Origin of the sequence: Amycolatopsis sp. NPDC024027 (genome assembly GCF_040638975.1) — a bacterium.
Taxonomy (GTDB): Bacteria; Actinomycetota; Actinomycetes; order Mycobacteriales; family Pseudonocardiaceae; genus Amycolatopsis.
This window is the reverse complement of record NZ_JBEZYY010000010.1, coordinates 39,911-53,664: the sequence shown is the minus strand read 5'-3', so window position 1 is coordinate 53,664 and position 13,754 is coordinate 39,911. Positions and strand designations below refer to the sequence as shown.

Here is a 13,754-nt window from a genome sequence, read left to right as displayed (position 1 = left end):
TCGTCCGCCGTGGCCACGGTGCGACCGTCGGGGACATGGCTCCCGTGATGGCGGCGATCGTCGGCCCCGGCAACATCGGCACCGATTTGCTGGCCAAGCTGCGACGCAGTGAAGTGATCGAAGTCGGCTACATGGTCGGTGTGGTCGAGTCCGACGGGCTGGAGCGCGCCCGGGCACAGGGGATCGAGGCATCCGCGGAAGGCGTCGACTGGCTGCTGCGCCAGGATCGCTTGCCCCAGCTGGTGTTCGAGGCGACGTCGGCGAAGGCGCACGCCGCGAACGCCCCTCGGTACGCCGAAGCCGGCATCCAGGCGATCGACCTGACCCCGGCGCACCTCGGCCCGATGGTGTGCCCGCCGGTGAACCTCGGCGCGCACCTCGACGCGCCGAACGTCTCGATGATCACCTGCGGCGGCCAGGCCACGATCCCCATGGTGCACGCCGTTTCCCGGGTGACCGCGGTGCCGTACGCCGAGATCGTCGCGTCGGTCGCTTCGCGCGGAGCGGGACCCGGGACGCGGGCGAACATCGACGAGTTCACGCGCACGACGTCGCAGGCGGTGGCCGAGATCGGCGGCGCCGGGCGGGGCAAGGCGATCATCATCCTGAACCCGGTCGAGCCGCCGATGATCATGCGGGACACGGTGTTCTGCGCGATCGGCCTCGACGCCGACCGCGAGGCGATCACCGCGTCGATCCACGAGATGGTCGACCAGGTCCGCCAGTACGTGCCGGGGTACGCGCTGCGGGCGGACCCGCAGTTCGACGACGCGCGGGAGGAGTGGGACGGCAACGCGCGGGTCGGCATCTTCCTCGAGGTCCGCGGCAACGGCGACTACCTGCCCGAGTACGCCGGAAATCTGGACATCATGACCGCCGCGGCCGCCCGGGTGGGCGAGCTGATGGCTCGCGCGAAGCAGGAGGTGCCGGCATGAGTGAGCTTGCGAACGAATCAGTGGACACCGGCCGCCCAGAACTGAAGCACGACGTGCGGATCATCGACACGACGCTGCGCGACGGCAGCCACGCGATGGCGCACCGCTTCACCGAGCAGCAGGTCCGGAACACGGTGCGCGCGCTCGACCGTGCGGGTGTCGAGGTGATCGAGGTGACCCACGGCGACGGCCTCGGCGGCTCGTCGTTCACCTACGGCTTCTCCGCCGTCGACGAGCTCAAGCTGATCTCCGCGGCGCGTGAGGAGGCGAAGCAGGCGAAGATCGCGGTGCTGCTCGTTCCGGGGATCGGCACCGCCGAAGACCTGCGGCGCGCGTTCGACGCGGGCGCGGAGATGGTCCGGGTGGCGACGCACTGCACCGAAGCCGACGTCTCGCCGCAGCACTTCGGCCTGGCGCGCGAACTCGGGATGGAGACGGCCGGCTTCCTGATGATGGCACACCGGACACCGCCGGAAGACCTGGCGAAGCAGGCCCGGATCATGGTGGACGCGGGCTGCCAGGCGGCGTACGTGACGGACTCGGCGGGCGCGTTGCTGATGCACGAGGCCCGCGCCCGCTTCGAAGCCCTGGTCGCCGAGGTGGGCGACACGGCGTGGGTCGGCTACCACGGGCACCAGAACCTCTCCCTCGGCGTCGCGAACTCGGTCCTGGCGTACGAAGCGGGCGTCCGCTACATCGACGGATCGCTGTGCGCACTGGGCGCGGGCGCGGGCAACTCGCCGACGGAGGTCCTGGCGGCGGTGTTCGACCGCCTGGAGATCGACACGGGCCTCGACGTCGGCGCCCTGCTCGACGCGGCGGAGGAGGTGGTCCGCCCGTACCTGCACCGCTGGCCGAAGATGGACCGCAACGCGATCGTCCAGGGCTGGGCCGGGGTTTACTCGAGCTTCCTGCTGCACGCCGAGCGCGCGGCGGAGCGCTACGGCGTCCCGGCGCAGGCGATCTTGCGCCGGTGCGGCGAGCTCGCGTTGGTGGGCGGGCAGGAGGACATGATCATCGACGTCGCGGTGCAGCTGGCCGCGGAGGGCCAGGCCTGACAGTCGCCGCGGTCAGCGCGCGAAACGGTCCAACGCGGCGAGCTTCCAGGCGCGTTGGACATCGCTCGCCCGGTGCCCGGACCGGTCGTCGACGAGCAGTTCGGCGCCCGGCCACGCCTCGGCCAGCTCCCACGCCGTCGTGACCGGGCAGCTGAGGTCGAGCCGGCCGTGGATCAGCACGCCGGGGATGCCCGCGAGGCGCCCGGCGTCGCGGATCACCGCGCCTTCCTCGAGCCAGCCGACGTGCGCGTAGTAGTGCGTGGTGAGCCGGGCGAACGCCAGCAGCGCGTCGTCCGGCGGTCCACTGTGGACGCCTCCTGAAGCGCCCGGTTCGAGGGACAGCACCGTCTCTTCCCAGGCGTTCCACGCGAGGGCGGCGGGGTCCCGCCGGTCCGGGTCCGCCAGCTGCCGGGCGTAGGCGCCGACGACGTCGTCGTCCCCGGCAACCTCGCGGAAGCGTTGCCACGCCTCGGGGAAGAAGCGGCCGGCGCCGCGGTACAGCCAGTCGATCTCCGATCGGCGCGTGGTGCTGATCGCGCTGACCACGATCTCGGTCACCCGGTGCGGGAAGCGCTCGGCGTACACCAGCGCGAGCGTCGTGCCCCACGAGCCACCCGTCACCAGCCAGCGTTCGATGCCGAGGTGCTCCCGCAGCCGTTCGAGGTCGGCGACGAGGTGGCTCGTGGTGTTGTGCCGCAGTGACGTCGCGGGGTCGGCCGCGTGCGGCAGGCTCCGGCCGCAGCCGCGCTGGTCCAGCAGCACGACGCGGTACCGGGCCGGGTCGAACATCCGCCGCATGCCGGGCAGGCAGCCCTGGCCGGGGCCGCCGTGCAGCACGACCGCCGGTTTGCCGTCCGGGTTCCCGCAGGTCTCCCAGTACACGTGGTGCCCGTCGCCGACGTCGAGCAGCCCGTGCTCGTAGGGCTCGATGGGCGGGTGGAGTCCGATCACCCGCCCATCCTGCCCGGTCCGCGCCTCAGGCGGGTGCGCCGAACCACCTGCGCAACGCCGCGTCGAGGCCGGCGGTGGAACCGTCCTCGCGCGCCCAGGCGATGTGCCCGTCCGGCCGGACCAGCACGCCCGTCAGCGCCGGTTCGCTGTCGCACTTCGCGGTCAGCACCCCGACCCGGCCGGCCCAGCCGCTCGCCGTCTCGCGCAGGTCGCCGTGGTCGGCGAGGTCGAGCAGGAGCGCCTTGCCGTCCTGGAGGCGTTCGCCGAGCCGGGTGCCGTCGGCGAACGCGAAGTCGGGCGCGGCGCGGCCGGTGAGGTCGTGCTCGCCGTCGATCGGATACCGGTGCAGAACCCCGGACAGCTTCTTCGCGAGGTAGGTCGCGCCGTCGCCGGTGAGCAGGAGATCGGTGAGGACCTGGCGCAGCGCCTTCGTCCGCACGTCGCTGCGCATCAGCGCGACCTGCGCCCGGGTCCACTCGAGGACCCACTCGCCGATCGGGTGCCGCTCGGTCGTGTAGGTGTCGAGCAGGCCGCCGGGGGCCCAGCCGTGGATGGTGGCGGCGAGTTTCCAGCCCAGGTTGACGGCGTCGCCGATGCCGAGGTTGAGGCCCTGCCCGCCGAAGGGGGAGTGCACGTGCGCCGCGTCCCCGGCCAGCAGCACGCGGCCCTGGCGGTAGGAGGTCGCCTGGCGCGCGTTGTCGGTGAAGCGCGTCGCGCTGTGGACCTTCGTCACCCGGACGTCCGCACCGGACACCCGCCGGAGGCTGTCTTCGAGCTCCTGCGCGGTGATCGGCGCGTCCCGGTCCACGGGCGGCCCGTCGAATTCGACGGTGAGGAACCGGCCGGGGGTCGGCCCGACGACGTAGAGGCCGCCGGTGCCGTGCTGCCACCCGGCGGGCAGCGCGTCGGCGCCGGTCAGGTCGGCCATCGCCTGCCGCCCGGTGATGGCCGGATCGGTCCCGGGGAACTCGAATCCCGCCAGCTTGCGGACCCGGCTGCGTCCGCCGTCGCACCCGATGAGCCACCCGGCGCGCACGGTTTCCCGATCGCCGAGCTGCACGGTCACGCCGTCGTCGTCGGCGTCGAACCCGGTGAGCTCGGCACCGCGCCGGATCTCGACCCCCAGTTCGGCGGCCCGCGCGGCGAGGATCGCCTCGACGGCCTGCTGCTGGATGACGACCACCCGGGCGGCGGGCCCGACGTCCCGGAAGGCCGGGTCGGCGAAGTCGACGCCGCCCGAGGTGACCATGATCCCGGCGAAGTGCCCCACCGGGACGGCTTTGGGCCCACCTCCGCCGCGTGATTCGAGGAACTTCTGGATCTGCGCGAAGTTCTGCTGCACGACTTCGTCCATGGCGGGCAGCAGCCCCCGCCGGTAGAAGGCTTCGGCCGTGGTCAGGTTGACCGACCCGGCCTTGATCGTCTGGTCCGGCTCGGGCAGCCGTTCGACGACGAGCACGTCCACGCCCGCCAGCCGCAGTTCACAGGCCAGCATCAAGCCGACCGGTCCGCCCCCGGAGATCACCACATCCCTGTTCATGGCTCCGATGATGCCGGGAAACTTTTACCGAGTCAAACTTTGGGCTCGGTCTATACTCGGGGCATGCCGGATCCGGGACTGCGCGAGCGGAAGAAGCAGGCCACGCGCCTGCTGATCTCCAACGTGGCCACAGGCTTGTTCGTCGAGCGCGGCTTCGAGGAGGTGACCGTGGCCGAGATCGCCGAGGCGGCGGGCGTCTCGAAGATGACGGTGTTCAACTACTTCCCGCGCAAGGAGGACCTGTTCCTGGACCGCCACGCCGACCGCCTGGCGGAGCTGACCGCGGTGGTGCGGTCCCGGCCGGCGGGGGTGTCGCCGTGTGAAGCACTGCGTCGTCACCAGCGCGAGCTGCTGGCCACGGGGCACCCGCTCTCGGGCGCGATCGCCGGTGGCCCGGGCTTCTGGTGGGTGCTGACGTCGAGCCCGGCGCTGATGGCGCGGTGGTACGAGCAGGAGCGCGAGATCGCGGACGCCTTCGCTTCGGTGCTCGTCGCGGAGACGGGTGACGCGTTCCGGTCCCGGATGGTGGCGGGCTTGCTGACGACGGCGATCACGACGGTGTTCGCGCACGCCATGGGCCGGGTCATCGCGGGCGACGACGCGGAAGTGGTCCGGCGGGAGCAGGTGGCGGTGATCGACCAGGCCTTCGACCTCGTGGAACACGGCGTGGGTGCGTTCCCGGGTGTGGCGGACTGACGCCGGCGCGGTTTCCGGCGAAGAACGGCGCGTGAAGCCGATCCCACTCCACCGTCTTCGGTTCGTTTGTTTCGCCCTTCTTGTTTTGTAACGCCGCGTCATTCGGTGGCGATCGATACGCACAAGGTATTGGCGTTTCCCGGGGGGGGGGGGGGGACTCTGGTGCGTGATGAATCGTCGCGGTGGGGATTATGGTGCGGTGGGAACCGGTCGTGGTGGATTTGGGTTGGCTCCACCGGGCGGCCGTGGTGCGCGTGCGTCTTGACGCCGTGGTGAACGTTCGCCTGTTGAGCGCGGAGAACGTCGAATCCTATCGGCGGAGAAGTGCCTATCGGATGGTCGGCGGGGTCGCGACGAACCGGCGGCTGGACATTCGAGTTCCGTCCGACGGGCATTGGTACATCGCCGTCGACACCGAAGGATTGACGGCCGGAAAGTTTCGGGTGGACGTCACCGTCGTCTCGTGACTTTTCCGTCGGCCGTGACGAACGCGCCGGTTTTCCCGATTGCGAGACTAATTCAGCGGTGGTCGGCGCTCGGCCCACGGCCGGGCCCGTTCGAGCTGGCCCGCCAGCCGTAACAGCGTGTCGTCGGCGCCGAGCCGGCCGACGAACTGGGCGCCGATCGGCAGGCCGTCCGCGGTCCAGTGCAGGGGGACGCTCATCGCGGGGCGGCCGGTGAGGTTGGCCAGCTGCGTGTAGGGCACCCAGCCGAGGTTGTCGGAGATCATCCGTTCCACCACCGGCGTGTGCCGCAGCAACCCGGCCGCCCCGGCGGCGAGCAGGGCCCGCTGTGCCGCGCGCAGCGGCGCCGGGGATTCGAAAGCGCCGATCCGCGGCGGCGGGGTGGCCGTCGTCGGGGTCAGCAGGAGGTCGTAGGACTCGTGGAACCCGGCGAGCCGCCGGGTGTGCTCGTGGCGCCGTTCGATGGCGCGCACCAGGTCGACCGAGCTGGTGGCCCGCCCCAGCGCGGCCATGGTGCGGGTGTCGAGTTCGAAGGCCGCGTCGCCGGCTCCGCTCGCCGCCCGGCATTCCGCCATCGCGTGCGCGCAGCTGACGAACCAGCTGGTCAGGAAGTCGCGGGCCAGGGCGGCGTCGTCGAACGGCTGCGCGGACAGTTCCACCACGTCGTGCCCGAGTTCGTCGAGCAGATCACCGGCCGCGCGCGCGGCGGCGACGGCTTCCGGGTGCGGGGCCGGGTTGATGGCACTGGCCGTGCACAGCGCCACGCGCAGCCGGCCCGGGTCGCGCCCGGCCTCGTCCGCGAAGGGAGTCCGCGGACCGGCGGCGAGGTAGGGCGAGAGCGGTGTCGGGCCGGCGAGGACGTCGAGCATGGCCGCGGTGTCGCGGACGGAGCGGGAGATCACGCCGTCGGTGGCGGTGCCGCCGAGTCCTTCGGCGCGGGACGGCCCGGCCGGGATCAGCCCGCGTGACGGCTTGAGCCCGAACAGCCCGCACGCCGACGCCGGGATCCGGATGGAGCCACCGCCGTCGCTGGCCCCCGCGCACGGCACGATCCCGGCGGCGACCGCGGCGGCCGCACCGCCGGAGGACCCGCCTGGCGTGTGGCCGGTGTTCCAGGGGTTGCGGGCGGCCCCGAACAGGTCCGGTTCGGTGATGCCCTTGGCGCCGAATTCGGGGGTGTTGGTCTTGCCGAAGACGACCAGCCCGGCATCGAGCCAGCGCTGCACCACGGTGCTGGTCTCGGCGGCGGGTATCGCCGCCATCGACCGCGAGCCGCCGCTGGTGGGCGTTCCGGCCAGGTCCTGGTGGAGGTCCTTGATCAGGAACGGAACGCCGGCGAAGGGCCCGTCCGGCGCGGCCGCGGGCGGGTCCACCGCACGCACGACGGCGTTCAGCCGCGGGTTGACCTGCGCCAGCCGGGCCTGGGCCGCCTCGAGCAGCTCCGCCGGGGTGACCTGGCCTTCGCGGACCAGGGCGGCCAGGCCCACCGCGTCGTGGTTCGGGTAGTCGTCCATGGGGTGATCCTGCCGCACGCCGCGGAATTTCCGGTCCGACAGGCTGGGGACGCGCACTTCCCTTACCGCACCGGCCGGACTGCGCTACCGTCGGGGGGACCGCAGACATCCGGGGGGAATCATGCGTCGACTGGTCGTTTCCGCCGCTTGCGCCGTGCTCGTGTTCACCGGTAGCGGCACCGCTGTCGCCGCCGCGGCCACGGACCCACGGCAGACCGCGCTGGATACCGCTGTGCAGGCCGGGAACGTGGGGATGATCGCCGTCGCCGCGGATCCGGCCGGCCGCTGGCGGGGGCGCGCCGGCCTCGGTGACGTCGTCACCGGGGCGAAGCCCGACACCGCCGGGCGGTTCCGCATCGCCAGCGTCTCCAAGACGTTCACCGCGACACTCGTGTTGAAACTGGCCGCGAAGGGCCGGCTGGGGCTGGACGAGCCGATCGCGAAGTACCTGCCCGGCCTGCTGCCCTACCCGGAGCCGATCACCGTCCGCCAGCTGCTGCAGCACACCAGCGGCCTGCCGCGGGACCTGGCCCCGCAGTACACCTGGACGACCCTGGCGGAGGTGGACACCGAACGGTTCGAGCACTTCGGCGAGGTGGAGGCGATCCACGACAGCACCGTGCAGCCGCTGCTCTTCCCGCCCGGCACGAGCTGGTCGTACTCCAACACCGGCTACAACGTGCTGGCCCTGCTGGTGGAGAAGCTCACCGGCCGTCGGTTCGAGCAGGTGCTCGCCGACTGGATCACCGGTCCGCTGCACCTGGCCGACACGTTCCTGCCGCGGGACTTCCCGCTGGTGCCGCACCCGGCCATCCGCGGCTACGAGCAGCTCTACCCCGCGCCGCACGGGCTGACGGACGTCACCGTCTACAACCTCAGCCGCTACTTCGGTGCCGGAAACATCATCTCGAGCGCCACCGACCTGAACCGCTTCTTCCGCGCGCTGTTCGACGGTGAACTCCTGCCGGCCGACGTGCTCGCGCAGATGAAGACCACGGTTCCGTGGCCGGGACAGGGCGGCTTGCTCAGCTACGGGCTGGGGCTGATGCGCCTCTCCCTGGCCGGCATCTGCGGCCCCGGCGCACCCGATGTCTGGGGCCACGCCGGGGACGTGCCGGGGTACAGCACGTGGAGCATGAGCGAAGAGACGGCCACCCGCCAGATCACCGTCGCGTCCAGCCCGGACCTGACCGCATCACCCGCTGCGGCGTCCGGCCGCATCCTGGCGATGGTGACGGAGTTCTGCAGCCCGGCTCTCCCTGAAGCCCAGGCGCACGCCGCCCAGCTCCAGGCTGCGGTGCACTGACGGGCCGACCCATCGGCATTAGAAGCGCTGACGTTACGTAAGGATCTTTAGCTGGAGTAATGCAGCTCGCCGGTCATACCGTGTCGGGGTGCTGCCTCTTCTGCTGGCCGGATTCGGAACCGGCCTCTCGCTGATCGTCGCGATCGGCTCCCAGAACGCTTTCCTGCTGCAGCAAGGCCTGCGCGGCGGGGCCGTGGCGCCGCTGGTCGTGATCTGTGCCGTGTCCGATCTCGTGCTCATCGGGCTCGGGGTCAGCGGGATCGGGGCCGTGCTGGCGCGGTGGCCGACCGCCATCGGGGTCATCGCCGTCGGGGGTGGGCTGTTCCTGCTCGGCTACGGCGCGCTGGCCGCGCGGCGGGCGTTCCGGCCGTCCGTCATGACCGTCGGCGAGGACCGCACGCCGCTGCGGAAGGCCGTGCTCGCCTGCGTGGCCTTCACCTGGCTGAACCCGCACGTCTACCTCGACACGGTCCTGCTGCTCGGCTCGGTCGCGGTCGCCCACGGCGACGGGCGGTGGCTGTTCGGCCTCGGCGCCGGAGTGGCCAGCGCCGTCTGGTTCAGTGCCCTGGGCTTCGGGGCGCGACGGCTGGCCGGTGTGTTCGCGAAGCCGATGGCGTGGCGCGTGCTGGACGTCGTGATCGCCGTGACGATGACCGGGCTGGGAGTGACGCTGCTGCTCGGCCGGGTCTGATCACCAGAGCCCCGAGGCCGGTGGCCGCTCCAGGTCCAGGAGGAACGCCTTCCGCGGCACCCCGCCCGCGTAGCCCGTCAGCTTCCCGCCTTTGCCGACGACGCGGTGGCACGCCACCAGGATGCTCAGCGGGTTGCGCCCGACCGCCGCGCCGACCTCGTGCGGCAGGCCGCCGACCGCCCGGGCCAGCTCGCCGTACGTCGCCGTGCCGCCGTACGGGATCTTGGCGAGTTCGGCCCACACCGCGCGGTCGAAGCCGGGGCCGTCCGCCCGCACCGGCACGTCGAACACCGTGCGCCGGCCGGCGAAGTACTCAGCAAGCTGCTGCGCCGCCTCCGGGAACGCCGTGTCGTCGCGCTCGCCGAACGTGCTGCGGTCCGGGCGGGTCCAGTGGTTCGGGAAGTACAGACCGGTCACGACGGCACCGTCGCCGACGACGGTCAGCGGGCCGATCGGGGAATCCACCACAGCGTGTTTCATCGGTTCTCCCAAGATTGGTGGTGTTCAGGACGGGATGTTCTGGACGCCCTGGCCGCTGATCGAGATCTGCGTGTGGTCGCTGTTCCTGGAGGTGCCGGCCACCGGAGAGCCCGTGGTCTACGTCCCGGGCCGGTTGGTCAACCGGATGGCCGTCGCGTTCGCCGGCGAAGGCACGGTGGCCCTGGCGGGGGAATCGGTGATCGCGCCGTTGACTGCGCGGCTGGCGCGGCAGGAGCTGGAACTGGAGGGTAAAGGTCACGCCCAAGCCCTGATCGCCCTGACCCGCCGCCTGGTCGACGTCATCTGGGCCCTGCTGCGCGACAGCCGTGAGTTCCATCCCTCACCACCGGTCACAGCCGCAGCTGTCGCTTGACACGATCATCGGTTCTCCCAAGTGGTCCCGTCGGCGCGGGCGCCGCGCAGGCCGGGGAGCGCGAACCCCTCCAGCGCCGAAGTCGCGATCGTCCGATGTGGACTCCACGACGTCGACAGCAGCAGCCGGCGGGTCATGCCGGCCCAGCCGGCCGGGGTGGTGGCGACCACCCACGCGTCCGGCTCCGGCGCCGCGAAGCGACGGGCCTGGCGCAGCCACGACGCCGCTGTTTCGGGCCAGGTCACCGTGGCCAGCACGAGGCCGCCCCAGGCCGCGGCGATCCGCTCGCCGTCGGGCCGGGAGGCAGAATCCGTGCCGATCACGATGTGCCGCGCCCGGCCGAGCAAGCCGAGCAGCGCCGCCAGTTCGAGCGAGGTCATGCCGCGTCGTGGAACACGAGGCCGAGCGTGTGGCGGCGGCCCGACCGGACCACCGAAACGCCGTGGCGCACCGGGGCCGCCGACCAGCCGCGGGCCGAGCGGACCGGCCTGTCCCGGGTGGTGAACACCAGGCCGTGGCCCTGCGGGATGAGCGTTGCCGTGCCTCGGGACTGCGCGCGTGGCCGCTGCTCCACCAAGAGGAACTCGCCGCCGGTGTGGTCGGTGCCCGGGTCGTTCAGGTTGATCACCACCTGCAGCGGGAACACCTTGTCGCCGTAGAGGTCGCGGTGCAGCGCGTTCCAGCCGCCCGTTTCGTAGCGCAGCAGGATCGGCGTCGGCCGCCGCTGACCGGAGGCGTGGCACACCGCCAGCCACTCGTCCAAAGTGGACGGCCACTCGGCCGGCCGCCCGAGGCGCGCGGCCCAGTCCTGCGCGATCGGCAGCAGCCGCGGGTAGAGCGCCTGCCGCAGCCGCTGCACCGGTTCGGGGAACGGCGAAGCGAAGTAGTGGTAGTCGCCGTTGTCCCCGAAGCGGTGGCGACGCAGGTTCACCGTCGCCCGGAAGTGCGCTGGTTCGTCCCACAGCTCGACCAGCCGCGCGCACTCGGCCGGGCTGAGCAGCCGCGGCAGGAGGGCGCTGCCGTAGTCGTCGACCTCGGCGGCCACCGCGGCCCAGTCGGCCGCGGCGACGCGCTCCTCGAAGGCCGTCACGCCGCCTCCATCGTCAGCAGGGCCCGTTTGGCTTCTTCCCCGCCGGCGTACTGCCCGTACGACCCGTCGGACCGGACGACCCGGTGGCACGGCACCACCACCGGCAACGGGTTCAGCGCGCACGCGGTGCCGACCGCGCGGACCGCCTTCGGGCTCCCCGCCGCCGCCGCGACCTGCGCGTAGCTTTCCGTGTTGCCGTAGGCGATCTCGGCCAGGTGATCCAGCACGGCCCGGCGGAACCCCCGCGCCAGCCGCAGGTCCAGCGGGACGTCGAAGGCGTGCCGCTCGCCGGTGAAGTACTCCTCGAGCTGGCGGGTGACCTGCTCGAACCGGGCCGGGGCCCGGAGGATCCGCGGGCTGATGATCGCCGCCAGCTCGGCCAGCACGCCGTCGTGGTCCTGGCGGTCGAAGGCCACCCTCACCAGGCCCTCCTCGGTCGCCGCCAGCAGCAGCGGCCCCACCGGGGAGTCGACGATGTGGTAGGCGACGTCCAGCAGTCCCTGGCGGGCGGCGTCGGCGACGAGCCGCTCGTGCATCGGGTTCGGGTCGAGCAGGACCTCGTTCGTGAAGAACTGGAACATGTCCGTCATGAGTGCGCTCCTTCCAGGGGGTAGCAGGCTCGCAGCGCTTTGACGCCGTCGGACGCCGCCCGGCGGGCGGCATCGGCGGTGCCTCCGGTGATCTCCGCGATTTCGCGGTACGGCAGCCCGGCCAGGTAGTGGTAGGCCACGGCGAGGCGTTGCTTGTCCGGCAATCTCGCCAGCGCGTCCCACAGGTCGCCGTTCCACGCGTCCGCGCGGCCGGGCCGGTCCGGGACGTCCCCGACCGGGACCGGGCGGCGGGCCTGCGCGCGGGTGACGTCGACGGCCTTGCGGTGCGCGATCGTGACGAGCCACGCTTGGACGTTCGCGTCGGCGGGCAGCTCCGGGTACGCCTTCAACGCGGCCAGGAAGGTTTCCGACCAGGCGTCTTCGGCATCGGCGGACCCGAGCACGGCCCGGCAGACCCGGAGGACCATCGGCCCGTGCTCGGCCACGACTTGCTCGAACGGTTTCACGATCACACCAGGTAGACGTCCGGGAGCGCCGGAACGTGAGGTCATGGTTCCGCGGTACCGGTCACGACGGTCGCGCCCAGCTCGTCGCAGGAGTGCACGCGGGGCGACAATCCCGCCGCCGCAAGGATTTCCGCGAGCACCGGCGCCTGCCGCTCGCTCGATTCGATCAGCAGGGTCCCGCCCGGAGCGAGCCAGCCCGGCGCGTCCGCGGCGACGCGGCGGGCGAGATCCAGGCCGTCGGCGCCGCCGTCGAGCGCCACCAGCGGCTCGTGCAGGCGCGCTTCCGGCGGCATCGTCGCGACGGCCTCGGTCGGGACGTAGGGCACGTTCGCGAGGAGGACGTCGACCCGGCCGCGCAGGGACGACGGCAGCGCGTCGTAGAGATCGCCCCGGTGGACGTGGGCATTCGGGAGGTTCAGCCGGGCGCACTCGACCGCGGCGGCCTCGACGTCGGCGGCGTGCAGCTCACGCGGCGGCCGCGCGGCGGCGAACGCGGCGCCCAGTGCTCCGGAGCCGCAGCAGAGGTCGAGCACCACCGGGTCCGGCGGCGCGAGCGAGACGGCGACGTCGACCAGGTACCCGGTGCGGTGCCGCGGCACGAACACCCCGGGCCGCACGGTGACGCGCAGGCCGTGGAACTCCGCCCAGCCCAGCAGGTGTTCCAGCGGCAGCCCGGCGACCCGGCGTTCGACGAGCGCACCGAGTTCCGCGGGGGACGTGGCCGCGGCGACGAGGAGATCGGCCTCGTCTTCGGCGAACACGCAGCCTGCGGCGCGCAGCCGGGAGACGACAGTGGGAGTGTCCAACGGGGAAGGAGCCTACAAGACCTGCACGGCGTCCCCGACGTTCAGCCCGTCGAAGAACGCCGCCGCATCGGCGTCGGTCAGGTGGACGCAGCCGTGCGAGGGCGCGTCGAGCGGCCCGGCGTGGAAGGCGATGCCGCCGGCGGCGAAGAACACCGAGTTGGGCATGTCGGTGCCGTACTGGCTGCTGCGGTGCTCGCGGTCCTTCCAGACGACGCGGAACGACCCGGCGGGTGTCGCCTGGTCGGGTGGCCCGAACCCGGCCGGGACCGGGCCGCGGACCACCCGGCCGTCCCGCAGCAGCCAGGCCAGCCGCTGCGGCAGGCTCACGCACGCCCCGGTGGTGACGGCGCACGGCGGCGCGGGTGGGGGCGGGGTGGTCGTGGAGGTCGTGGGTGGCGCGGCCGAAGTGGTGGTCAGCGGCTCCGGCTCCGCGATCGGGCTCGGTGTCGTGGTGCGCGGCGCCGAGCAAGCGGCCGTGACCAGCACCGCACCCAGCAGGGTCACCACCCCGGTCCTGCGCATCCGTCGTCCCCTTCGCCGAACTTCCTGCCGGGGATCAGTACGGGTGAACGGCCCCGAAGGTTGAGCGCCGATGGGTTACCCCGGACGGGCGACGCCGAACCGCCGGAGCCGACTCTCCGGCACCGGGCTCCGTCATGATCCAGCGCCAGGCCAGGGCCGCCGCTGATGACGATCGCCGCCGCGATGCGCAGGCTGATCGCGACCCCGGCGGCGGGAGGATCCGTGCTGTCGGGGAGGCGGCCTTCCGGTCCACTTTGGATCGTCGGCTGGG

17 protein-coding genes are annotated in these 13,754 nt (G+C 72.4%); 7 read left to right on the top strand and 10 right to left on the bottom strand.

Going from position 1 to position 13,754, the window contains the following annotated elements:
• The first annotated feature begins 35 nt into the window (after nucleotides 1-35).
• Nucleotides 36-935: an acetaldehyde dehydrogenase (acetylating) gene (locus AB0F52_RS24420; RefSeq protein WP_360175219.1), complete on the top strand. Its 900-nt coding sequence runs from the start codon at nucleotides 36-38 to the stop codon at nucleotides 933-935.
• Nucleotides 932-1,993, top strand: coding sequence for a 4-hydroxy-2-oxovalerate aldolase (dmpG, locus tag AB0F52_RS24415; protein WP_360175216.1), 1,062 nt, complete (start codon nucleotides 932-934; stop codon nucleotides 1,991-1,993). The genes AB0F52_RS24420 and dmpG overlap by 4 nt, the downstream gene beginning before the upstream one ends.
• A 12-nt stretch (nucleotides 1,994-2,005) precedes the next feature.
• Here dmpG and pip read toward each other — a convergent pair whose 3' ends face one another.
• The gene (gene pip / locus AB0F52_RS24410; protein ID WP_360175213.1) at nucleotides 2,006-2,944 is read right to left on the bottom strand and encodes a prolyl aminopeptidase; all 939 of its coding nucleotides are present in this window, start codon (nucleotides 2,942-2,944) and stop codon (nucleotides 2,006-2,008) included.
• 25 nt (nucleotides 2,945-2,969) lie between these two features.
• A complete protein-coding gene (locus tag AB0F52_RS24405) occupies nucleotides 2,970-4,484 on the bottom strand; it encodes an FAD-dependent monooxygenase (protein ID WP_360175210.1) in 1,515 nt (504 codons plus the stop codon).
• A gap of 63 nt (nucleotides 4,485-4,547) precedes the next feature.
• On the opposite strand from AB0F52_RS24405, the gene AB0F52_RS24400 reads away from it, so the two are divergent.
• Both AB0F52_RS24400 and AB0F52_RS24395 read left to right on the top strand, forming a co-directional pair.
• Nucleotides 4,548-5,180 carry a TetR/AcrR family transcriptional regulator gene (locus AB0F52_RS24400; protein WP_360175207.1) on the top strand — a complete coding sequence of 211 codons (633 nt, stop codon included), beginning with the start codon at nucleotides 4,548-4,550 and terminating at the stop codon, nucleotides 5,178-5,180.
• Between the two features lie 191 nt (nucleotides 5,181-5,371).
• Nucleotides 5,372-5,647 (top strand): DUF1883 domain-containing protein, encoded by a 276-nt coding sequence (locus AB0F52_RS24395; protein WP_360175204.1) that lies wholly within the window; start codon nucleotides 5,372-5,374, stop codon nucleotides 5,645-5,647.
• Nucleotides 5,648-5,694: 47 nt separating this feature from the next.
• Here AB0F52_RS24395 and AB0F52_RS24390 read toward each other — a convergent pair whose 3' ends face one another.
• Nucleotides 5,695-7,158 (bottom strand): amidase, encoded by a 1,464-nt coding sequence (locus tag AB0F52_RS24390; protein ID WP_360175201.1) that lies wholly within the window; start codon nucleotides 7,156-7,158, stop codon nucleotides 5,695-5,697.
• Between the two features lie 121 nt (nucleotides 7,159-7,279).
• On the opposite strand from AB0F52_RS24390, the gene AB0F52_RS24385 reads away from it, so the two are divergent.
• Complete coding sequence (locus tag AB0F52_RS24385; protein WP_360175198.1) at nucleotides 7,280-8,464, top strand: serine hydrolase domain-containing protein; 1,185 nt, start codon at nucleotides 7,280-7,282, stop codon at nucleotides 8,462-8,464.
• A gap of 88 nt (nucleotides 8,465-8,552) precedes the next feature.
• The gene (locus tag AB0F52_RS24380; protein ID WP_360175195.1) at nucleotides 8,553-9,155 is read left to right on the top strand and encodes a LysE family transporter; all 603 of its coding nucleotides are present in this window, start codon (nucleotides 8,553-8,555) and stop codon (nucleotides 9,153-9,155) included.
• On the opposite strand, the gene AB0F52_RS24375 is transcribed toward AB0F52_RS24380, so the two are convergent.
• Nucleotides 9,156-9,635: a methylated-DNA--[protein]-cysteine S-methyltransferase gene (locus tag AB0F52_RS24375; protein ID WP_360175192.1), complete on the bottom strand. Its 480-nt coding sequence runs from the start codon at nucleotides 9,633-9,635 to the stop codon at nucleotides 9,156-9,158.
• A gap of 34 nt (nucleotides 9,636-9,669) precedes the next feature.
• On the opposite strand from AB0F52_RS24375, the gene AB0F52_RS24370 reads away from it, so the two are divergent.
• On the top strand, nucleotides 9,670-10,008 hold the full coding sequence (locus AB0F52_RS24370) for a hypothetical protein (RefSeq protein WP_360175916.1): 339 nt from the start codon (nucleotides 9,670-9,672) through the stop codon (nucleotides 10,006-10,008).
• Nucleotides 10,009-10,013: 5 nt separating this feature from the next.
• Here AB0F52_RS24370 and AB0F52_RS24365 read toward each other — a convergent pair whose 3' ends face one another.
• The 6 genes from AB0F52_RS24365 to AB0F52_RS24340 are packed head-to-tail and all read right to left on the bottom strand — an operon-like array spanning nucleotide 10,014 to nucleotide 13,483.
• A complete protein-coding gene (locus AB0F52_RS24365; protein ID WP_360175189.1) occupies nucleotides 10,014-10,388 on the bottom strand; it encodes a hypothetical protein in 375 nt (124 codons plus the stop codon).
• Entirely contained in the window at nucleotides 10,385-11,098 is a 714-nt protein-coding gene (locus AB0F52_RS24360) for a 2OG-Fe(II) oxygenase (protein ID WP_360175186.1), read from the bottom strand. Before AB0F52_RS24360 ends, AB0F52_RS24365 begins: the two co-directional genes overlap by 4 nt.
• Nucleotides 11,095-11,688: a methylated-DNA--[protein]-cysteine S-methyltransferase gene (locus AB0F52_RS24355; protein ID WP_360175183.1), complete on the bottom strand. Its 594-nt coding sequence runs from the start codon at nucleotides 11,686-11,688 to the stop codon at nucleotides 11,095-11,097. Before AB0F52_RS24355 ends, AB0F52_RS24360 begins: the two co-directional genes overlap by 4 nt.
• Nucleotides 11,685-12,161: a sigma-70 family RNA polymerase sigma factor gene (locus tag AB0F52_RS24350; RefSeq protein ID WP_360175180.1), complete on the bottom strand. Its 477-nt coding sequence runs from the start codon at nucleotides 12,159-12,161 to the stop codon at nucleotides 11,685-11,687. Before AB0F52_RS24350 ends, AB0F52_RS24355 begins: the two co-directional genes overlap by 4 nt.
• 35 nt (nucleotides 12,162-12,196) lie before the next feature.
• Nucleotides 12,197-12,961, bottom strand: coding sequence for a putative protein N(5)-glutamine methyltransferase (locus tag AB0F52_RS24345; protein ID WP_360175177.1), 765 nt, complete (start codon nucleotides 12,959-12,961; stop codon nucleotides 12,197-12,199).
• Nucleotides 12,962-12,973: 12 nt separating this feature from the next.
• A complete protein-coding gene (locus AB0F52_RS24340; protein ID WP_360175174.1) occupies nucleotides 12,974-13,483 on the bottom strand; it encodes a L,D-transpeptidase in 510 nt (169 codons plus the stop codon).
• Nucleotides 13,484-13,754 lie beyond the last annotated feature (271 nt).